This window comes from Desulfovibrio sp. SGI.169, from assembly GCF_050313595.1.
Classification (GTDB): domain Bacteria; phylum Desulfobacterota; class Desulfovibrionia; order Desulfovibrionales; family Desulfovibrionaceae; genus Desulfovibrio.
On the sequence record NZ_JBNPLS010000001.1, the window covers coordinates 229,337 to 247,928 of the forward strand.

Here is an 18,592-nt window from a genome sequence, read left to right on the forward strand (position 1 = left end):
TACGATAGGCCGATCGCTTCGGCCTCACAGTGTTGCCAGCAGAAAGCACAACTGCCCAAGCTCAATGGCCGCGCCCAGAAAATCGCCGGAAAGCCCGCCCTGGCGACGGGCCGTGGCGGCCAGGCGGCGTGTGAGCCACCATTGCGCCCCAAGCAGAAACAGGCATTGCCACGGGCCGAGGCCCCACGCCGCCAGAAGGCAGACCAGCAAAAAGGCCGCCAGGCAGTACAGGCGACGCACGGCTGCGTCAACTCCGGCACAGGTCAGCCCGCCCAGAGAGGCGGGGTTATGGAACGGGGCGGACGCGGCCAGCCAGACCGCGCAGGCCCGGCCCCAGGCCGGAGCCAGGACGAGCAGCGGCCAGTGCCCGACCGCCAGATGCCAGGCCAGGGTCAGCCATTGGCCGCTGAAGACCAGCAGCAGGCTCAGCGCGCCGAAGACGCCCAGACGGCTGTCTTTCAGAATTTCCCGGAACCGCGCCCCGCTTGCGCCGCTGCCGCAGGCGTCACCCAGATCGGCCAGGCCGTCCCAGTGCAGACCGCGTGTGGTCCACAGCTCCAAAGCCAGCCAGAACCAGGCGGCCAGCGCAACGGCGAACCAGGCCGACAGGCCGGAAAAGAACGCCGCGCCCGGCGACGCAAAAAAAAGGCGCAGAAACAGCCAGGCAGCCATTGTGTACAGGCAGCCCAAAACCAGACCCACAGGGGCGAACCACGGCACGCAGGCGGCCAGAGCCCGCGCATTGCGGGGCCGGGGCGGCGCAAGGCGGCTCAGAAACGCCAGGGCATCCAGAAAACGGCCCCCGGCGCTGATCAGTCGCGCGGCGTGTGGCTTCAAAAACGGGCCTGGGTATGATTGAAGGCCAGCGCGTACAGATGGTGGAAAAAGTCCACATATTCCACATGAACGCGTTCCGGCGTCTTGATTCGCGAAGTGGTGAAATTGAGAATGGAGGTCAGGCCCGCGTCCACCAGATGCTGGGCCGCGCGCTGGGCCCGCTCTGGCGGGGTGGTGATGATGCCGATTTCAATGCCGAGTTCGGCCACCATGTTTTTGAGATCCTTGGTGCAATGCACCTCCAGGCCATGCACGATTTCACCTATCTTGAAGGGGTCGCAGTCAAAAATACCCACAATGTTGAAGCCGCGCGCGCGAAATTCGTCGTGGTTCAGGATGGCCTTGCCCAGGTTGCCCACGCCTATCAGGGCCATCCGCCATTCGCAGTCCACGCCCAGCGCCGACGTGATGGCCGCGATGAGCGAGGTCACATGATAGCCCACGCCACGGATGCCGAACTCTCCGAAATAGGCCAGATCCTTGCGCACCTGTGAGCCGTTGACGCCGCAGGCTTCGGCCAGGGGATTGGATGAGATGACTTCCACATCGTCACGGGCGAAATTTTCAAGCACCTGCACATAGGTGGCAAGACGCTGAATGGTGGCGCGGGGAATATGCTTGCTTTTGGGTTGCGTGGCCATGCCGATGCCTTTGCTGCTCGCAATGGATTTAAATAATTGCCTTGCGGAATAAAGTACTGCTCAGAATACTTGAAAACAAATCGCAATGCAAGCGGCCTCTCCCGTAAGCCTGACGAGGCGTGCGCGCCTTGCGACTGCGGCTTTGCGAAAAGCCAGAAGATATACGGCGCAGCATGTTCAGGGCCATAAAAAAAAAGGAGGCCGAAGCCTCCTTTTTTGTGACCGCGAAAAACGCGCTACGCGTAAGGGTTGGCGTAGAGCAGGATGAAGCTGATAACCAGAGCGTAAATGGCCAGTGATTCGATGAAGGCGAAGGCCAGAATCATGGTGCCGGTGATCTTGCCGCTCACGTCGGGGTTGCGGGCGACGCCTTCGCAGGCGCCCTTGAGGCCCAGGCCCATGCCGATGCCGCAGCCGAAAGCGGCGATGCCGATGCCCAGGGCGGCGGCCAGGCAGGTATAGCCCAGAGCGGCGGAATCAAGCTGGTTGGCGGCAAAAGCCATGCTGGCCAGGCCCAGCAGGGCCACGGTGTTCAAGGCGATCATCAAAAATTTGCGCATGAGAGCACTCCTTCCACTGGTTTATTGTTGGGTCGCGCGCGACCATTCCCCCAAAATGCGGGCAGTCATGGCCTTTTCGGGCCGCGTGCCCAGGCGGCCCGAGCTTTGCCCCCGCGGGGCGAAGCCCGTCCGTTTTAGTGTTCAGGGCCTTCCAGAGCGCCCTTGATGTAGAACATGGTCAGCATGAAGAACACAAAAGCCTGCATGGTCTTGCCCAGCAGAAAGAGGGCGTAGATGGGCAAAGTGCCCAGCAGGGGAGCCATGACAAAAAAGAGAATCATGACGATTTCCTCGCCCCGGATGTTGCCGAAAAGACGAAGGGAGAGAGAAACCGGCCGCGAAAGGTGCGAAACCACTTCCAGCGGGAGCATGAGCGGAATGAGAAATTTGGACGGCCCGGTGAACTGATGGATGTAATGGGCCTTCCAGCGCATCAGGCCCACGGCGTTGTAATAGACCAGCACAAAGAGCGCCATGCATACCGTGGTGTTCAGATTGGCTGTGGGCGCGTCGAAACCGGGGATCAGACCCATGAGGTTCATGCCGAAAATATAGATGAACATGCCGGCCAGCAGGGGAACGTATTTGCGCCCCACCTCGCCCATGGTCGAGCAGACGAAGCGCTCAATGGTGTCGATGAGCGCCTCGAAGAAATTTTGCAGACCTCCCGGCACAAGGGTCAGGCGGCGGCGCATGATGAAGGCCGCCACAAAAAGAACGGCCATGCAGACCCAGGAATAAAAGACGTGTTTGAATTCGATCACCTGTCCGCCCAGGGTGATCTCGTCCATGCCCATAAATGTGGAGAGCAATACCGGATGCGGCAAACCACCTGCCATGAGCCAGCCTCCTGTGTGAAACGAGCTGAACCGTGTTTTTCAAGACCGCGCGGCGGCATGCCCGCAGCCTTTCCCCCAAAAATGCCGCCCTGTCCGGCCCCCGCGTCGCGGCGTTCAACCCCGGCCGGTAGCGCCCCCTGCCTCGCGCGAAACCACGGCGAAGGTGAGCAGGGCCGTGACCGCCCCGGCGGTCAGGCCGCCCAGGATGGCCGTCACCGGCGCTTGCCAGACCGCCAGGGCCAGATAAAGCAGCCCGGCGAAAAGCAGCAGCCTGCCGCCCCAGCGCAAGAGCACGACACGCAGAAAAGCGGCGCTGTATTCGCCCAGGCCCGTGCGCAGAAAAAAGCGCGCCAGGCTCCAGAACGTCAGGGCCATGATGCCCAGGCCCACTCCAAACCACAAAAACCAGGGCGTTATGCTAAAGACGATGCCGCCGCACAGCAGAGAAAGGGCCGTCAGCAACACTTCGTTGCGCACCAGCGGCCGGATGACCGGATGGCGGACGCCCCGTCGCCAGAGCCAGGCATCAAGGCTGTGCATCATCGTTCGCAGCGCCCGCACGGCCATCACTCTCTCCGCGTTGTCGCGCTTTCGCCGCCCGCCGCGCCGCGTGAGCCTCATCCGCGGACGGCGTATGGGGGGGCGCGGCAAGGCCCTTGCGGCGGGCGTCTTCGACCGCCATTTTTTTCAAAAGATGCCGCGTGTCGCGGTAGACATTCAAAAAACCGGCGGCAATGCCCAGCAGAAGAAAGGCCAGCTTGCACCAGGGGCCTGTGTTCAGCCAGCTGTCCAGGCCGTAACCCATGGCAAAACCCACCAGCGGCCCGCTGACCAGGTGCAGACCAATGACCCCGGTGGTGGCCAGGGCTTCCATGCCGCTCTGTTGTTGTTTGAGAATGTCTTTGAATGACACCGCCGCCTCCGCCAATGTCAACGGCGCGTACATTCCGCACGCTGCAAAACCCCTAACGCTGTGTAAATTATCACAGCCCTGACGGCGCGTCAACGGCTTTGCGCGGAAACATTCGGCCTCTGCGCTCATTTTGTCGAGCGTTCAGGCCCGAAGCCGCCAGAGGCTGAGGCATTCCAGGTGCGGCGTATGCGGAAAAAGATCCACCCCCGTCAGGCGTTCCAGCCTGTAATGCTCCTGAAGCGTCTGGGCGTCCCGCCCCAGCGTGGCCGGATTGCAGGATATGTAAAGGATGCGCCGGGGGCGCAGCTTCAGCAGACTGGTCAGAACCCGCGGCGTCAGGCCGGCGCGCGGAGGGTCGGCCAGCGCCGTATCCCAGGCCGCGGCGCGGTCGCGCCGCGGCCGCTCCAGCAGGGCCGCCGCGTCTCCGGCCTCGTAACGGCAGTGATTCAGCCCGGCCCGCTCCGCATTGCGCCGGGCCAGCGCCACGGCGCGCCTGTCGTGCTCCAGGCCCAGCAGGCGCTCGAAGGCGGGCGCCTGCAACTGGCCCGGCGCGCCCACGCCGCAGTACAAATCCAGCAGAGATGAACTTTTTTTCACACAGTCGCTGCCGAGCGCCTCCGTGACCAGACGGGCCAGTTCCTGCGCCGCGGCGGTGTTGACCTGAAAGAAGGAGGCCGCGTCCAGACCGAACAGGCGGCCACCCAGAGGCAGGCGCAGCAGGGCGGCTTCGGCGTCTTCCCGCCCCTGTTCGTCCAGGCAGAGAACGCGGCGCTCCCCGGCCGCCAGAGCGTCGGGTCGTTGCCGTTCCTCATGAATGAAGGCGGCCACGGCCGGAAAGCGTTGCAACAGGCGTTCGCCCAGGGCGCGCGCCGCCGCCCGGCCCGCGGCGCCGCCGGCGCTGGTGACGCATAAGGCCCACCAGCGCGGCGCCGGGTCGTCGCCTTTTCGCCCGTGCCGCAGAATCAGAAAACGCCAGAAGCCATGCGACGCGGCGTCAGCCCCCGCGCCCCGTCCCGTATCGCGCCCCGTGTCGCGCCTGGGCGCGGGCGCGACATACGGCGGCAGGCCGCTTTCTTCCGCCATGTCGCGAACCGCCTCCAGAATGTCCCGCGCTCCGGCGGGCGGCAGAACGCAGCCCGGCACGGCCACAACCCCCGCGCCGCCGCGACGGCGCAGACCCAGCGCCATGCCGCCGTCCGCGCCCGGCCCGAAGGCGAATTCCATTTTATTGCGAAAGGCCGTGCGGGTCGGCGAAGGTTGCGGGGCTTCCCACGCCATGTTGAGCAGCGCGCGGTCCAGGCGTCCGATGCGGTGCAAGGCTTCCAGAGCCAGAGATTCTTTCCAGCGCAACTGCGCGGAATAGGGCATGATTTGCAGGGGGCAGCCGCCGCAGACCGACTGATGCGGACAGAGCGGCGGCACGGCATCCGGAGCCTGGCGCAGCACGTCCAGCAGGTCGGCTTCCAGCAGCCGGGCCTTGCGCCGGACAATCCGCGCCCGGACGGTCTGCCCCGGCAGCGCGCCGGCCACAAAGAGAACCGCGCCGCGTCCGCTGTCGCCGTTTTCCGTCATGCGGGCGATGCCGCGCCCGTCATGGGCCAGGCCGCTCACGGTCACAGTGAGAATATCGCTCATGCCGGCAGAATAGCAGCGTCGCCGCGCTTTTGCCAAGGCCGCGCGCAGGGCCCGCCTGAAATGATTGAGATCGGGCCTTGACATTTTTTGTCTGATCGGGCAGATATTCCTTTCTCTTTTTGGAGGTTGAGCATGTACGCGATTATCGAGACCGGCGGAAAACAGTACCGCGTCGAAGAAGGTTCCAAAATCGTTGTGGAAAAGCTCGCGGCCCAGGCCGGCAGCGACGTGACTCTGGATAAGGTGCTGATGATCGGCGGCGCGGATTGCAAGGTCGGCGCCCCCTATCTTGCCGGCGCCGCCGTGACGGCGGAAGTGGTGGAACAGGGGCGCGGCCCCAAGGTCATGGTGTTCAAGCGTCGTCGGCGCAAGGATTCCAAAACCTTGCGCGGGCATCGTCAGGACTGCACCACCATTCGCGTCAAAAGCATCAACAGTTAGGCTGCCGTTTCGGCGCGTGTCCGCTTTTTCCGTTTGCATCCGGCGGCCTCCAGGCAAGAGGCGGCGGGCGCGGACGAAAAATCCGACGGGCGTCCGGGCGCTTCAGCATTCAGGAGGCTATCATGGCTCATAAAAAAGCAGGCGGCTCTTCGCGCAACGGTCGCGACAGCGCGGGTCAACGTCGCGGCGTCAAGCGTTTCGGCGGTCAGCGTGTGCTGGCCGGCAATATTCTCGTGCGTCAGTTGGGCACCGTTGTGTACCCCGGCAATAACGTGGGCATGGGCAGAGACTTCACCCTTTTCGCCAAGGTGGAAGGTGTGGTGCGCTTTGAAAAATACATCCGCAAGCGCCGCGTGCTGACGCGCGTGCATGTGGAATCCGCCGCGCAATAGCCTCACGCTTACGGGTTTTTTTTCAGGGAAGAAGCCGTACTCTGGCGCGGCTTCTTCCTTTTTTGCGTTTTGGCGGGCATGCTGAAGCCGTTTGCCGCCGCGCGGCGGGCGGTTGCGGGCCATGCGCCGACGGGGCCGCCATGCTTCGCGAATCAGCTGAATCAGGCGGATCAGAGGGATGTCATGCGATTTGTGGATGAAGCGAAAATACAGGTTCGGGCGGGCAAGGGCGGTCACGGCTGCCTGTCCTTCCGGCGTGAAAAGTTTGTGCCGCGCGGCGGCCCGGACGGCGGCAATGGCGGCGACGGAGGTTCCGTATACCTGCGTGCCGACAGCCGTCTGCTCTCCCTTTATGATTTTCGCCTGAAGCGGCTTTATGAGGCCCGCAACGGCCAGCCCGGCCAGGGCGGCCAGTGCGACGGCAAAAAGGGCGAAGACCTGGTACTGGGCCTGCCGGTGGGCACACTGGTTTTTGCCGAAGGGCCGGAGGGCGAACGCCTGCTAGCCGACCTCAGCGAGCCGGACAGCCTTGTGCTGGCGGCGCGCGGCGGGCGCGGCGGCAAGGGCAACGAGCATTTCAAGTCCTCCACCATGCGCGCGCCGCGTTTCGCCCAGCCCGGCGAACCCGGCGAGGAACTGACCCTGCGGCTGGAGCTGAAGATTCTGGCCGACGCCGGGCTTGTCGGCCTGCCCAACGCGGGAAAGTCCACGCTTATCTCGCAAATCTCGGCGGCACGGCCCAAGATCGCGGCCTATCCCTTCACCACGCTCACGCCCAATCTGGGCGTGATGATTGATGCGGTGGACCCGGACAGGCGCATGGTCATTGCCGACATCCCCGGGCTCATTGAGGGGGCGCATGCCGGGCAGGGGCTGGGGCATCGCTTCCTCAAGCATGTGGAACGCACCCGCTTTCTGGTGCACATGCTGAGCATTGAGGATGTGGATGACGCGGACCCCTGGGCCGGATTTCAGCTGGTCAATGAGGAATTGCGCCATTTTGACCCGGCGCTGGCCGAACGGGGCCAGATTGAGGTGATCAACAAGGCGGATCTGGCGGAGCCGGAGCGCCTGGAGGCCCTGAAAGCCCGCGCCGAGGCCGATGGGCGGAGGATATTTTTCATCTCCGCGCGGGAGGGGCAGGGCCTGGACGCGCTAACAGACGAACTCTGGCGGCTGCGTGATGCGCTTGCCCGGCATGAGCCGCTGCTGCGCCTCCAGCGGGAAGAGGCGGAAGAGGACGAGGAATTTTCGGATATTGAGGTGATTTACACGCGCGAATGAGACATGCGAATCGGAAAGCGAGGCGGCCCCATACGCTTTTGGGGCGGCAAAAGAGCTTGAAAAAGCATGAACTTTCAAACAATGCTCTGCCCTGAGCGCGATTGCAGTGGAGGCGGCGATGGAAAGGCCGGAGGACTGGCGGCGGGAGCGGGCGCATGTGCTGGCGCATGCCCGCGTGGTGGTGATCAAGGTGGGCAGCGCCGTGCTGACCGACGCTCAGGGTCTCAGCCAGGCGGTGCTGGACGGTCTGGCCGGGCAGTTGGCCCGCTTGGCCGCGCCGGAAGAAGCTCTGCCTGACGGGCGGCGTCTGGTGCTGGTATCCTCCGGCGCGGTGGCCGCCGGGCGCGCGGCCCTGGCCGGGCGCGGCAGGCAGGCGGACACCACGGGCCTGGCGGCCCGGCAGGCGGCTGCTGCTGTGGGCCAGAGCCGTCTCATGCAGGCATGGGATGCGGCTTTTCACATGTATGGCGTGCCCACTGCCCAGGTGTTGCTGACCCGCGACGATCTGCGTTCGCGCCAGCGTTTTCTCAATGCCCGCAATACCTTTGCGGAATTGTTGCAGTGGCGCGTGCTGCCCATTGTCAATGAAAATGATACGGTATCGGTCAGCGAACTCAAATTTGGCGACAATGACTGCCTGGCCAGCCTGCTGGTCAACCTTACCGGCGCGGATTTGTTCATCAACCTGACCTCCGCGCCCGGCGTGCTGGCCGCCAACCCCCAGCGGGAAGTCGACGCGCCGGTGCTGGAACATATCGACGACGTGGCCGCCCTGGACCTCGGCCGGCTCTGTGGCGGCAAAACCTCGGCGGGCACGGGCGGCATGTATTCCAAGCTGCTGGCCGCGCGGCGCGCCGCCCAGATTGGCGTGCCCACCCTGATTCTGCCCGGTCGCGCCCCCGACGTGCTGGGCCGCGCCTTTGCGGCGGCGGGCGGCGGCCCCTGCGCGACGCCGCTTCCCGGAACCTGGGTGCGTCCGGCCGGGCATGCCATACCGCGCCGCAAATTCTGGTTGGCCTATCAATCGGAACCCGCGGGGGGGGTGTGTGTGGACGCCGGCGCGGCGCAGGCGCTGCTGCGCAAGGGCGGCAGCCTGCTGCCCGGCGGCGTGCGACAGGTGGAAGGCGCCTTCCAGAAAGGCGCGCTGGTGCGCGTGCTGCACGAAGGCCGCAGTCTGGGAGTGGGCCTTTCCAACTACAGCGCGGCGGATCTGAAAAAAATCATGGGCCTCAGGCGTCATGAGGTGGCGGCCATTCTGGGCGACGCCCATTATCCCGAAGTCATCCACAGGGACAATCTTTTGCTGGACGCGGCCGTATAGCCCCGGCCCGGGGCTGGAACCCAGACTTTTTCCTTTACAAAGAACCGCAGCGCGCCTAACATTTTTGCCCATGAAGTTATGTAAAGCCCATGCCTCGCGCCGCTCCGGGCTGCCGCTCGTGTTCCGGCCCGCCCGACCGCGCGTTGTTCTGTTCCCCGTTGGTTTCAGCGGGGCTTTTTTTTAACTTTCAGTCCACACGCCCATGAATACCGACAACCGCTATCACTGGCAGCACAAGGATCTGCTGGACGTGACCCAGTTGAGCGGCGAAGATGTCCGCCATCTGCTGGATCTGGCCGCCAGCTTTCAGGAAATCAACCGCCGTCCGGTCAAGAAGGTGCCCACGCTCAAGGGCAAGACCGTGGTGCTGTTCTTTGTGGAGAACAGCACCCGCACCAAGACTTCCTTTGACGTGGCGGGCAAGCGCCTTTCCGCCGACACCTACTCCCTGGCCAAGTCCGGTTCCAGTCTGAACAAGGGCGAAAGCCTCAAGGACACGGCCCTGACCTTGCAGGCCATGGGGCCGGATGTCATTGTCATCCGGCATTCCAGCAGCGGCGCGGCGGCCTTTCTGGCCGATCTGCTGCCCTGCGGCGTTGTCAACGGCGGCGACGGCTGGCACGCCCATCCCACCCAGGCCCTGCTGGACTGCTTCAGTCTGCGTCAGACCTGGGGCGACAGTTTCGCGGGCCGCAGCCTGCTGATTCTGGGCGACATCGCCCACAGCCGGGTGGCCCGCTCCAATGTGCATCTTTTGCATCTGCTGGGGGTCAAGGTGCGGCTCTGCGCGCCGCGCACCCTGCTGCCCGCCGGGGTGGAAAACTGGCCGGTGGAGGTTTTTTCCGACCTCGGGCGCGCGGTGCGGGATGTGGACGCGGTCATGTGCCTGCGCCTGCAGCTGGAGCGCCAACAGGCCGGACTGCTGCCCGATTTGGCGGAATATTCGCGCCGCTTCTGCCTGGGCGCGTCCCATCTGGCGCTGGCCCGGCCCGGCGCCAGGGTGCTGCATCCCGGCCCCATGAATCGGGGGCTTGAAATTTCCGATGAGATTGCCGACGCGCCCGCCAGCCTGGTGCTTGACCAAGTGGCCGCCGGCGTGGCCACGCGCATGGCCGTGCTCTATCTGCTGGCCACGCGCAATGACGGAGGAAACGCATGACGCTTTGCATCACAAACGCCCGCCATCTGGAAGCCCCGGTGGATTTGCTGGTGGACGGCGACAAGATAGTGACCATGACCCCGGCGGGCCATCATGCCGCGCCCGAGGGCAGTGAGCTGTTCGACGCGCGGGGGCTGGTGCTGATGCCCAGCTTTATCGACGCGCATGCGCACCTGCGCGAACCGGGCTTCGAGTACAAGGAAGACATCGCATCGGGCCTGACGGCGGCGGCCCGCGGCGGCTTCGGCGCGGTCATGTGCATGGCCAACACCAGGCCGGTCAATGACGCGGCGACCGTGACCCGCTTTATGCTGGAACGGGCCCGCCTGAGCCACCCGCACGGCCCGCGTCTGTACCCCATTGCGGCGGCCACTGTGGGGCTCAAGGGAGAGGAAATGGCCCCTCTGGCGGAGCTGAGGGACGCGGGCTGCGTGGCCGTATCCAACGACGGCCGCCCGCTGGAAAATGCCGAATTGCTGCGCCGCGTCATGGAATACGCGGCGGACCTTGAACTGACCCTGATCGACCACTGCGAAGACCCTCGCCTGGGCCGGGGCTGGCTGATGAACGAAGGAGACGTGAGCGGCCTTCTGGGCGTCAAGGGCCAGCCCGATGTGGGCGAGGCCGCGCAGGCCGCGCGCGATGTCATGCTGGCCGGATATCTGCGCCTGCCCGTGCATATCGCGCATGTCTCGAGCAAGCTCACCGTGGATGTCATTGCCTGGGGCAAGGCGCGCGGCGTCAGGGTCAGCGCTGAAACCTGCCCCCATTACCTGCTTCTGGACGAGAGCGCGCTCAGGGGGTACAACACCGCCGCCAAGGTCAGCCCGCCGCTGCGCCGCCCTGAAGACCGCGAGGCCCTGCGCCGCGCCGTGAAAGAGGGCGTCATTGATATGCTGGTTACGGATCACGCCCCGCACGCGGCCCATGAAAAGGAAGGCACGCTGGACGAAGCCCCCTGCGGCTTCACCGGCCTGGATCTGGCCGTGAGCCTGAGCTGGGGGCTGGTGCGCGAGGGCGTTCTGGCCGAGGCTGACCTTCAACGCCTCTGGTGCCGCGCCCCGGCGGAGATTTTTCACCTGCCCTGGAATGGCTTCGCCCCCGGCGATCCGGCGGATTTCTTTCTGCTGGACCCGGACGAGGTCTGGGCGCCCGGCCCTGAAACCATGCACTCCAAAAGCCGCAATACCCCCTTTCTGGGGCAGAGCTTGCGCGGGCGCGTCAAACATCACTGGCTCGGCGGCAGAATGCTGTTTTGAACCCGGCGCGACGCCGGATGACATCCATGAGGTTTTTCATGCCTGAATCCATGCTTGCCGTTTTGAAAGACCGCGGCCTGTTCCGCCAGCAGTGCCTGATCAACGGCCAATGGCGCGACGCGGACGACAAAAGCGCGCTGCCTGTGACCAACCCGGCCAATGAAAAACAACTGGGCGTCGTGCCCGGATGCGGCGCGGCCGAAACCCGGCGGGCCATTGAAGCCGCCTCGGCGGCCTTTCCGGCCTGGCGCGCGCTCACCCCCCTGCAACGCGGCGCGTACCTGAAGAGCTGGGAACAGGCCATCAGGGATAATCTGGAGGATCTGGCCAGGATTCTGACGCTGGAGGAGGGCAAGCCTCTGGCCGAGGCCAGGGGCGAAATTCTGCAGGGCGCGTCCTATCTGGGCTGGTACGCCGAGGAATGCCGCCGCATCTGCGGTGACGTGACGCCCCCGTTCCGGCAGGGCACGCAATGCCTCACCCGGCATGAGCCAGTGGGCGTGGCGGCGGCCATCACTCCCTGGAATTTCCCCTTCGCCATGCTGCCGCGCAAAACCGCTCCCGCCCTGGCCGCGGGCTGCACCATTGTGATAAAACCGGCGGGCCGCACGCCGTACAGCGCCTTGGCTCAGGCCGAGCTGGGCATGCGTGTGGGCATTCCCGCCGGGGTCATCAATGTGCTGACCGGTTCGGCGGCGGAGATCGGCGGTGAAATCGCGGCCAACCCCACAGTGCGCAAGGTCAGCTTTACCGGCTCCACCGAGGTGGGCAGGCGGCTGGCCGCCGACTGCGCGCCCACCCTCAAGCGCATGTCTCTGGAGTTGGGCGGCAACGCGCCCTTTCTGGTTTTTGATGACGCGGACCTCAAGGCGGCCCTTGACCTGGCGATGGCCTGCAAGTTTCGCAATGCCGGTCAGACCTGCATCTGCGCCAATCGCATTCTGGTTCAGAACGGCATCTATGAACGCTTTGTGGAAGGGCTGGCCGGGCGTATCAGGGCATTGCGCGTGGGCGACGGCCTTGACCCGGCCACGGACATGGGCCCGCTGATCAACGCCCGCGCCGTGGAACGGGTGGACGGGCTGGTGCGCGACGCCGAGGCCAGGGGGGCGCGCCTGCTGGTCGGCGGGCACGCCCACGCGCTGGGCGGCAATTTTTATGAGCCTACCCTGATTGCCGGCCTGAAGCGGGACATGCTGATTTTTCAGGGCGAAATTTTCGGGCCCGTGGCCGCGGTCATGCCCTTTGCCACGGAAGATGAGGCCGTGGCCCTGGCCAACGACACCACATACGGTCTGGCCTCCTATGTCTGCACCCGCGACCTGGCCCGTTCCTGGCGTTTGTTTGGCGCGCTGCAGTACGGCATGCTGGGCGTCAACGACGTTACCCTGGCCTCGGCCGAAACGCCCTTCGGCGGCGTGAAGTTCAGCGGTCTGGGGCGCGAGGGCGGCAGAGAGGGGCTGCTGGAGTATATGGAGACGCATTACCTGCTGCTGGGCGGTCTGGCGTAGGCGGAACGGCCTGATGCTGATTCGCCGCCCTGTGGTGGCCGGGCGTTTTTACCCCGCCGCCGCCGAAATTCTGGCGCATGAGGCGCGCGCATATCTGGAGGAAGGGGCCGCTTCGGCCGAAGGGGGCATGGCCGCCTCGCCCTGGGGCCTGATGCTGCCCCACGCGGGCCACATTTATTGCGGGCGCGTGCTGGGCGCGACCCTGGCGGGGGTGGCTCTGCCGCGCACCCTGGTCATTCTTTGTCCCAACCACACGGGACAGGGGCGGGCTTTGGGCGTCTGGCCCTCTGGCGCGTGGCTCACGCCTCTGGCCCCACTGCCCGTGGATGCCGAGCTGGCCGCCGCTCTTGTTGAAACGGACGGCGGCTTTGTGGCGGACACCCGCTGCCATCTGGGCGAGCATGCCATTGAGGTGATTCTGCCCTTTCTGCAAGTTGCGTCGGGCCCTGAGCGGCCTTTGCGCATCGTGCCGGTCTGCGTGGGCACGCAACGGGCGACGGCTTTGCGCGACGCGGGAAAGGCGCTGGCCGCCGTGCTGGCTGAGCGACAGAAAAAAGGGGAAGCAACGGGCGTCATCGTCAGCTCGGACATGAATCACTACGAAGATGAATGCCGCACCGCGCAGAAGGACGCCCTGGCGCTGGAGCGCGCCCTGGCCTGTGACCCCGAAGGTCTGCTGGCAACGACGGAGCGCGAGCGCATCAGCATGTGCGGGGCCGGGCCGCTGGCCCTGACCCTCTTTGCCGCCCGGCGGCTGGGCAAACCCAGAGCGGAATTTGTCATCCATGACACTTCGGCCGCCGTGTCGGGCGATACGGAGCGTGCCGTGGGCTATGCCGGCTTGCGTCTTTTCCTGTCCTGAAGGATGACGCTGCCGCCATCCGCAAGCCGCTGACGCGGCAACGGCCAGTGTGTACATGCCCTAGCCGGCATGGGCCCGCGCATGCTGCGCGGACTGGCGGCCCTGACGGGAGGCGCGCTGCCTGGCGCCTTTGCGGGCCTTGTGCTGTCCGTTGCCGACGGCCTTGCCCTGCCCGCGCATGTCGGGTCTGGCCCGCGCGGCTTGCTGCCGGGCCGCCTCGCGGGCGTTTTTGCGCGGGTTCAGGCGGTAGTTTTCCAGAGGCATCAGCGTCAGGGCGGCGGCCACCGACACAGCCTGATTGCCGCAGACCTGAAAGCCGGCGTCCAGCAGACGGCGGGCTTCGCTGCCGCGTACGCGATCATCGGGCGCGCCCAGAATCACGGCCAGCAGGCGCTTTTCTCCACGGCTGGCCGTAAAAATCAGATTATAGCCCGATGCGGTGATCCAGCCTGTTTTCAGGCCATCCGCGCCTGGGTACTGGCCCAGCAGAGGATTTTTGTTCCAAGAGATCCGCCCCTGATGGTTGAGCGCCTGGGTATTATGAAATCTGAGCGCCCAGGGGTAGGCCTTCAGATAGGCCCTGGCCAGGGTGAGCATGTCGCGGGCCGTGGTGTACTGCCCCTGGGCGGGCAAACCGTGCGGATTGCGGAAGCGGCTGTCGCGCATGCCCAGCCTGCGGGCCTTGACGTTCATCATGTTCACAAAGGCCGGGGCGGAACCGCCCACGAACTCGGCCACGGCCATGCTGGCGTCATTGCCGGAGGAGACGGCCATACCCATGAGCAATTCCTCCAGGGACGTCCTTTCGTTGTTTCTGAGCCCCATGCGCGAACCGCCGGCGCGCGCGGCGGCGCGGCTGACGCCCACCACGCTGTCAAAGGAGGCGTGCCCGGCGCTGATGTGATCCAGAGCCAGGAACATGGAGAGCACCTTGGTCAGCGATGCCGGGGGAATGCGCTCGTCGGCGTTCTGCTCAAAGAGAATGGCGTCGTTGTCCAGATCATACAGAATGGCTGAGCGAACGCTTACAAAATTGTGAGCCGGCGCGTCCGGCGCGGCGGCGCGGCCTGTTCCGGGAGGGAGCGCGGCCAGACAGAGCAAAGCGACAAGGAACAGCAGGCGGGCCGAGGCCCGGCGCGGCAGGGGACGGAGAATGCGCGGCATGGCAAACCTGTGGTACTGGATGCAAAATTGTTAGATAAATTCTAGATATGCCGTGTCGCGGCCAGGCGCAAGAAAATTTTGCCTTGCGGAAACATTTGAGAGGCCAGGCATGCCTTTTTGCCGGGAACGGCACGGGGCGAAAAGGGCCTTTTCACCGTCAGAAAGGCCCTGACCGGCGGACGGCTGGCTCTCCTCCCCGCCGGGCTTTTACTGAAAGGGCCGCCCCCAAGGACGGCCCTTTGTCAACAGCGGAATGTTCCGACGAAGAAAAGGCTTACCTGCCCAGCACTTCCAGCGTGGCCAGGGCGATCTGCAATTCTTCGTTGGTGGGAATGACCAGCACGGGAATTTTGCTGTCCGGCAGGGAGATGGTTCGCGCGCCGGGCTTGCGGGTGTCGTTTTCCTTGGGGTCCAGCTTGATGCCGAAGTTTTCCAGTCCGTCACAGACGGCGGCGCGCACGATGTTGTCATTTTCGCCGATGCCGGCGGTGAAGACCAGGGCATCCACCTTGCCTTCCAGCAGGAAGACGTAGGAACCCAGAGTTTTCTTGATGCTGCGCACCAGCATTTGCAGGGTCAGGGCCGCGCGCTTGTCGCCCTTGTCCACCTGGGCGTGCACGTCGCGCATGTCCGTATAGCCGCACAGGCCCAGCAGGCCTGATTTTTTGTTCATCAGGGTGTCGGCCTCGGCCGGGGAAAGACCCTTCTTTTCCATCACAAAGGGCACGATAGCCGGATCAATGCTGCCGCAGCGCGTGCCCATGATCAGCCCTTCCAGGGGGGTCAGGCCCATGCTGGTGTCAAAGCATTTGCCTTCCCGCACGCAGCTCATGGACGAACCGTTGCCCAGATGCATGGTGATGGAGCGCAGCTCGCCAAGGGGTTTGCCCAGGTATTCCGCCGTCTTGCGGGCAATATACTTGTGCGAGGTGCCGTGGAAGCCGTAGCGGCGTATCTTGAGTTCTTCATACAGTTCGTAGGGCAGGGCGTACATGTAGGCTTCCGGGGGCATGCCCATGCCGAATTCGGTATCGAATACGGCCACATTGGGCACGCCGGGGAAAAGCTTTTCGGCCACTTCAATGCCCATGAGATTGGCGGGATTGTGCAGGGGGCCAAGCAGGAAGCAGTCTTTGATGATGTCCTTGACGCGCTGATCCACCCGCACCGGGTCTGTAATGGATTCGCCGCCGTGCAGCACGCGGTGTCCGATGGCGAAAATTTCGCTCTTGTCCTTGATGACGCCGACTTCGGGATCGGTCAGCAAAGCGATGACCAGCTCCATGGCCTCCACATGGGTGGGAAAGGCCGCCTCGCGCACCAGCTTGTTCTCTTTATCCGTGTCAGGGGCGATCTTGTGGGTCAGGCGACCGCCGGCCTGGCCGATGCGCTCGGCAAGGCCGGAGCAGAGCACGCTTTGCGTGTCCATCTCCAGAAGTTGATATTTGCACGACGAGGAGCCCGCATTAATCACCAGTACTTTCATATGTCGTCCTTTTTCCTGCCTTGGCGTTGAGGGAAAATGCCCGCGCGGGCGCGTTTCGGCCGTCCCGCCGCGGGCCCTGCTCTGGCGCAGCGTTGTCTACTTCTTGTCTTTTTTTTCCGCAGCGGCCTGCACGGCGGTGATGGCCACCGTATTGACAATGTCCGGCACGGTGCAGCCGCGCGAAAGGTCGTTGACCGGCTTGTTCAGGCCCTGGAGCACAGGGCCGATGGCCACGGCCTGAGCGGCCCGCTGCACGGCCTTGTAAGTGTTGTTGCCGGTGTTCAGATCAGGGAAGATGAATACCGTGGCCCTGCCGGCCACCTTGCTGTCGGGCATTTTGGTTTTGGCCACTGTGGGGTCAATGGCCGCATCGTACTGCAGGGGGCCTTCCAGGGCCAGATCAGGGGCCATTTCCTTGGCTATTCTGGTGGCTTCCACCACCACGTCCACATCCGCGCCCTTGCCCGAGGTGCCGGTGGAGTATGAGAGCATGGCCACGCGCGGTTCAATGCCGAAAACTTCGGCGGTGCGGGCCGAGGCCACGGCGATTTCCGCCAGCTGCTGGGCCGTGGGATTGGGATTCACCGCGCAGTCGCCGAAGGCCAGCACGCGGTCTTTGAGGCACATCAGAAATACCGAGGAAACCACGGAATAGCCCGGCTTGGTCTTGACGAACTCAAAGGCCGGGCGGATGGTGTGGGCCGTGGTGTTCACCGCGCCGGAAACCATGCCGTCGGCGTCGTTCTTTTTGACCATCATGGTGGCGTAGTATGTGGCGTCGCTCATCACGTCGCGGGCGTGTTCCAGGGTAATGCCCTTGGCCTTGCGCAACTCGTAGTAGGTTTGGGCGTACTCGTCGAATTTGGGCGAGTTCACCGGGTCGATAAGCGTGGCCTTTTCGACTTCCAGGCCCAGTTCGCTGGCCTTCTGGCGGATGGCGTTCACATTGCCCAACAGAATGATGTCGGCCACATCCCGGCGCAGCAGAATATCCGTGGCGCGCAGGATGCGCTCTTCCTCGCCTTCGGCCAGAACAATGCGCATCTTGTCGCTTTTGGCCCGCTCGATGAGTTCAAACTCAAACATCATGGGCGTCATGCGGCTGCTGCGCTTGCATACCAGACGGCTGGCGATTTCCTTGCCGTTGACATGATGCTCGTACAGGCCCAGCACCGTGTTGATCTTGCGCAGGTCGCCGGGTTCGATGAGTCCGTAAACCCCCTGCAGGGCCGTGATGGTTCTGTAGGTATGGTATTCGGTGAGCAGGATGGGCAGGGGCGCGCCGGTCCAGCCTTCGATGAGCTTGCATACTTCTTCCGACGGCCGCAGGCCGCCGGTAAGCAGCACGCCGGCGATGTCCGGCTTGGCCGAGGAGAGGCGCGAGGCGATGGCCGCCAGCAGAATGTCCGAACGGTCGCCGGGCGAGATGATCAGCTGGTCTTTGGCGATGTAGCGGAGAAAATTGTCCACATGCATGGCCGCCACCAGGTAGTCGCCCACCAGGGTGTCCATGCGGTTTTCTCCAAACAGCACCTCGGCGTTGAGCCCCTTTTTCACGTCGCCCATGGTGGCCCGGCCGATGGTGGGGTCATTGGGCACGGCGTAAATCAGGGCGGGATGCCCGTCTTCGCTGAACTGGCCGCGCAGCTCGTCCAGGTCTGTCTGGGAGAGCTGGCTGCGGTTGATGATGGTAGCCACCACGTCCAGCGAGTAAGGCTCCAGGCTGTCCATGGTCATTTGCAGAGACTGGCGAATCTCTTCGGCGCTGGCGTCGTCGCCGCTGGTCACCAGCATGACCGGGCAACCCAGGTTGGCCGCGATTTCGGCGTTCAGCTCAAATTCAAAGACCGGATCCTTGCCCAGAAAATCCGTGCCCACACAGAGAACAAAATCGTGTCGCAGAAGAATTTTTTTGAACTTCTGGATGATGTTTTCCAGCAACAGGTTGCGTGAACCCTGATTGATGATTTCACGCGCCTCGGCATGGGTGTAGGCGAAGGTGTCCGCATAATCCATGTTGATCTTGAAATGCTCAAGCATCAGATTGATGTCAGGATCGCGGTCGTCCAGTTGCGGTTCGTTGATGATGGGCCGGAAGAAGGCCACATTGCGCATGTGGCGGCTGAGCATCTGCATGGTGCCCAGGGCGATGGCGCTTTTGCCGGTCAGCGGCCCCGTAGCTGTGACGTAAAGTGCGTTGTGTTTCATAGGAACTCCTTGACCAGCGCCGGAAGCCGGCGACAACGGGGCTGGCGCGAGCGCGCCCCGTGATGTGAAAAGGGGCGCGG

18 protein-coding genes are annotated in these 18,592 nt (G+C 64.2%); 8 read left to right on the forward strand and 10 right to left on the reverse strand.

The genetic code is table 11. The features are described from left to right. Positions 1–24 precede the first annotated feature (24 nt). The 7 genes from ACQRA4_RS01100 to ACQRA4_RS01130 all read right to left on the reverse strand — a co-directional run bounded on the left by ACQRA4_RS01100 (position 25) and on the right by ACQRA4_RS01130 (position 5,425). Positions 25–837 carry an adenosylcobinamide-GDP ribazoletransferase gene (locus ACQRA4_RS01100; protein WP_427821228.1) on the reverse strand — a complete coding sequence of 271 codons (813 nt, stop codon included), beginning with the start codon at positions 835–837 and terminating at the stop codon, positions 25–27. Continuing rightward, a complete protein-coding gene (locus ACQRA4_RS01105; protein ID WP_427821229.1) occupies positions 834–1,478 on the reverse strand; it encodes a redox-sensing transcriptional repressor Rex in 645 nt (214 codons plus the stop codon). The genes ACQRA4_RS01100 and ACQRA4_RS01105 overlap by 4 nt, the downstream gene beginning before the upstream one ends. Before the next feature lie 236 nt (positions 1,479–1,714). Next, the gene (gene atpE, locus ACQRA4_RS01110) at positions 1,715–2,038 is read right to left on the reverse strand and encodes an ATP synthase F0 subunit C (RefSeq protein ID WP_008682519.1); all 324 of its coding nucleotides are present in this window, start codon (positions 2,036–2,038) and stop codon (positions 1,715–1,717) included. A gap of 134 nt (positions 2,039–2,172) precedes the next feature. Next, the gene (gene atpB / locus ACQRA4_RS01115) at positions 2,173–2,877 is read right to left on the reverse strand and encodes a F0F1 ATP synthase subunit A (RefSeq protein WP_427821230.1); all 705 of its coding nucleotides are present in this window, start codon (positions 2,875–2,877) and stop codon (positions 2,173–2,175) included. A gap of 114 nt (positions 2,878–2,991) precedes the next feature. Beyond that, positions 2,992–3,420, reverse strand: a complete 429-nt coding sequence (locus ACQRA4_RS01120; protein WP_427821231.1) for a hypothetical protein — start codon at positions 3,418–3,420, stop codon at positions 2,992–2,994. After that, positions 3,404–3,790 (reverse strand): AtpZ/AtpI family protein, encoded by a 387-nt coding sequence (locus tag ACQRA4_RS01125; protein ID WP_427821232.1) that lies wholly within the window; start codon positions 3,788–3,790, stop codon positions 3,404–3,406. Before ACQRA4_RS01125 ends, ACQRA4_RS01120 begins: the two co-directional genes overlap by 17 nt. Before the next feature lie 141 nt (positions 3,791–3,931). Beyond that, positions 3,932–5,425, reverse strand: a complete 1,494-nt coding sequence (locus ACQRA4_RS01130) for a class I SAM-dependent RNA methyltransferase (protein WP_427821233.1) — start codon at positions 5,423–5,425, stop codon at positions 3,932–3,934. 132 nt (positions 5,426–5,557) lie between these two features. Here ACQRA4_RS01130 and rplU point away from each other — a divergent pair, with 132 nt between their 5' ends. The 8 genes from rplU to amrB all read left to right on the forward strand — a co-directional run bounded on the left by rplU (position 5,558) and on the right by amrB (position 13,654). Beyond that, complete coding sequence (rplU, locus tag ACQRA4_RS01135; RefSeq protein ID WP_297828335.1) at positions 5,558–5,866, forward strand: 50S ribosomal protein L21; 309 nt, start codon at positions 5,558–5,560, stop codon at positions 5,864–5,866. 122 nt (positions 5,867–5,988) lie between these two features. After that, positions 5,989–6,258: a 50S ribosomal protein L27 gene (rpmA, locus tag ACQRA4_RS01140; RefSeq protein WP_427821234.1), complete on the forward strand. Its 270-nt coding sequence runs from the start codon at positions 5,989–5,991 to the stop codon at positions 6,256–6,258. Positions 6,259–6,441: 183 nt separating this feature from the next. Beyond that, positions 6,442–7,542, forward strand: a complete 1,101-nt coding sequence (obgE, locus tag ACQRA4_RS01145; RefSeq protein ID WP_427821235.1) for a GTPase ObgE — start codon at positions 6,442–6,444, stop codon at positions 7,540–7,542. Between the two features lie 118 nt (positions 7,543–7,660). Then, positions 7,661–8,863 (forward strand): glutamate 5-kinase, encoded by a 1,203-nt coding sequence (proB, locus tag ACQRA4_RS01150; RefSeq protein ID WP_427821236.1) that lies wholly within the window; start codon positions 7,661–7,663, stop codon positions 8,861–8,863. 202 nt (positions 8,864–9,065) lie between these two features. After that, positions 9,066–10,022 carry an aspartate carbamoyltransferase catalytic subunit gene (locus tag ACQRA4_RS01155; RefSeq protein WP_427821237.1) on the forward strand — a complete coding sequence of 319 codons (957 nt, stop codon included), beginning with the start codon at positions 9,066–9,068 and terminating at the stop codon, positions 10,020–10,022. Continuing rightward, entirely contained in the window at positions 10,019–11,281 is a 1,263-nt protein-coding gene (locus tag ACQRA4_RS01160; protein WP_427821238.1) for a dihydroorotase, read from the forward strand. Before ACQRA4_RS01155 ends, ACQRA4_RS01160 begins: the two co-directional genes overlap by 4 nt. A gap of 38 nt (positions 11,282–11,319) precedes the next feature. Further along, positions 11,320–12,792, forward strand: coding sequence for an NAD-dependent succinate-semialdehyde dehydrogenase (locus ACQRA4_RS01165; protein WP_427821239.1), 1,473 nt, complete (start codon positions 11,320–11,322; stop codon positions 12,790–12,792). A 13-nt stretch (positions 12,793–12,805) separates the two neighbouring features. After that, positions 12,806–13,654 carry an AmmeMemoRadiSam system protein B gene (gene amrB / locus ACQRA4_RS01170; protein ID WP_427821240.1) on the forward strand — a complete coding sequence of 283 codons (849 nt, stop codon included), beginning with the start codon at positions 12,806–12,808 and terminating at the stop codon, positions 13,652–13,654. A 60-nt stretch (positions 13,655–13,714) separates the two neighbouring features. On the opposite strand, the gene ACQRA4_RS01175 is transcribed toward amrB, so the two are convergent. From ACQRA4_RS01175 to pta, 3 genes are all read right to left on the reverse strand, one after another. Then, positions 13,715–14,818 (reverse strand): D-alanyl-D-alanine carboxypeptidase family protein, encoded by a 1,104-nt coding sequence (locus ACQRA4_RS01175; protein ID WP_427821241.1) that lies wholly within the window; start codon positions 14,816–14,818, stop codon positions 13,715–13,717. 274 nt (positions 14,819–15,092) lie between these two features. After that, positions 15,093–16,304 carry an acetate kinase gene (locus tag ACQRA4_RS01180; RefSeq protein ID WP_427821242.1) on the reverse strand — a complete coding sequence of 404 codons (1,212 nt, stop codon included), beginning with the start codon at positions 16,302–16,304 and terminating at the stop codon, positions 15,093–15,095. 96 nt (positions 16,305–16,400) lie between these two features. After that, entirely contained in the window at positions 16,401–18,512 is a 2,112-nt protein-coding gene (pta, locus tag ACQRA4_RS01185) for a phosphate acetyltransferase (RefSeq protein WP_427821243.1), read from the reverse strand. Positions 18,513–18,592 lie beyond the last annotated feature (80 nt).

What these genes read in the sequence shown, in the direction of transcription:
- atpB (WP_427821230.1), bottom strand. Translation starts at nt 2,877, where the DNA reads ATGGCAGGTGGTTTGCCGCATCCGGTATTGCTCTCCACATTTATGGGC.
- proB (WP_427821236.1), top strand. Translation starts at nt 7,661, where the DNA reads ATGGAAAGGCCGGAGGACTGGCGGCGGGAGCGGGCGCATGTGCTGGCG.
- ACQRA4_RS01105 (WP_427821229.1), bottom strand. Translation starts at nt 1,478, where the DNA reads ATGGCCACGCAACCCAAAAGCAAGCATATTCCCCGCGCCACCATTCAG.
- ACQRA4_RS01165 (WP_427821239.1), top strand. Translation starts at nt 11,320, where the DNA reads ATGCCTGAATCCATGCTTGCCGTTTTGAAAGACCGCGGCCTGTTCCGC.
- rplU (WP_297828335.1), top strand. Translation starts at nt 5,558, where the DNA reads ATGTACGCGATTATCGAGACCGGCGGAAAACAGTACCGCGTCGAAGAA.
- ACQRA4_RS01120 (WP_427821231.1), bottom strand. Translation starts at nt 3,420, where the DNA reads ATGATGCACAGCCTTGATGCCTGGCTCTGGCGACGGGGCGTCCGCCAT.
- ACQRA4_RS01130 (WP_427821233.1), bottom strand. Translation starts at nt 5,425, where the DNA reads ATGAGCGATATTCTCACTGTGACCGTGAGCGGCCTGGCCCATGACGGG.
- atpE (WP_008682519.1), bottom strand. Translation starts at nt 2,038, where the DNA reads ATGCGCAAATTTTTGATGATCGCCTTGAACACCGTGGCCCTGCTGGGC.
- ACQRA4_RS01160 (WP_427821238.1), top strand. Translation starts at nt 10,019, where the DNA reads ATGACGCTTTGCATCACAAACGCCCGCCATCTGGAAGCCCCGGTGGAT.
- ACQRA4_RS01180 (WP_427821242.1), bottom strand. Translation starts at nt 16,304, where the DNA reads ATGAAAGTACTGGTGATTAATGCGGGCTCCTCGTCGTGCAAATATCAA.
- ACQRA4_RS01155 (WP_427821237.1), top strand. Translation starts at nt 9,066, where the DNA reads ATGAATACCGACAACCGCTATCACTGGCAGCACAAGGATCTGCTGGAC.
- rpmA (WP_427821234.1), top strand. Translation starts at nt 5,989, where the DNA reads ATGGCTCATAAAAAAGCAGGCGGCTCTTCGCGCAACGGTCGCGACAGC.
- obgE (WP_427821235.1), top strand. Translation starts at nt 6,442, where the DNA reads ATGCGATTTGTGGATGAAGCGAAAATACAGGTTCGGGCGGGCAAGGGC.
- ACQRA4_RS01175 (WP_427821241.1), bottom strand. Translation starts at nt 14,818, where the DNA reads ATGCCGCGCATTCTCCGTCCCCTGCCGCGCCGGGCCTCGGCCCGCCTG.
- amrB (WP_427821240.1), top strand. Translation starts at nt 12,806, where the DNA reads ATGCTGATTCGCCGCCCTGTGGTGGCCGGGCGTTTTTACCCCGCCGCC.
- pta (WP_427821243.1), bottom strand. Translation starts at nt 18,512, where the DNA reads ATGAAACACAACGCACTTTACGTCACAGCTACGGGGCCGCTGACCGGC.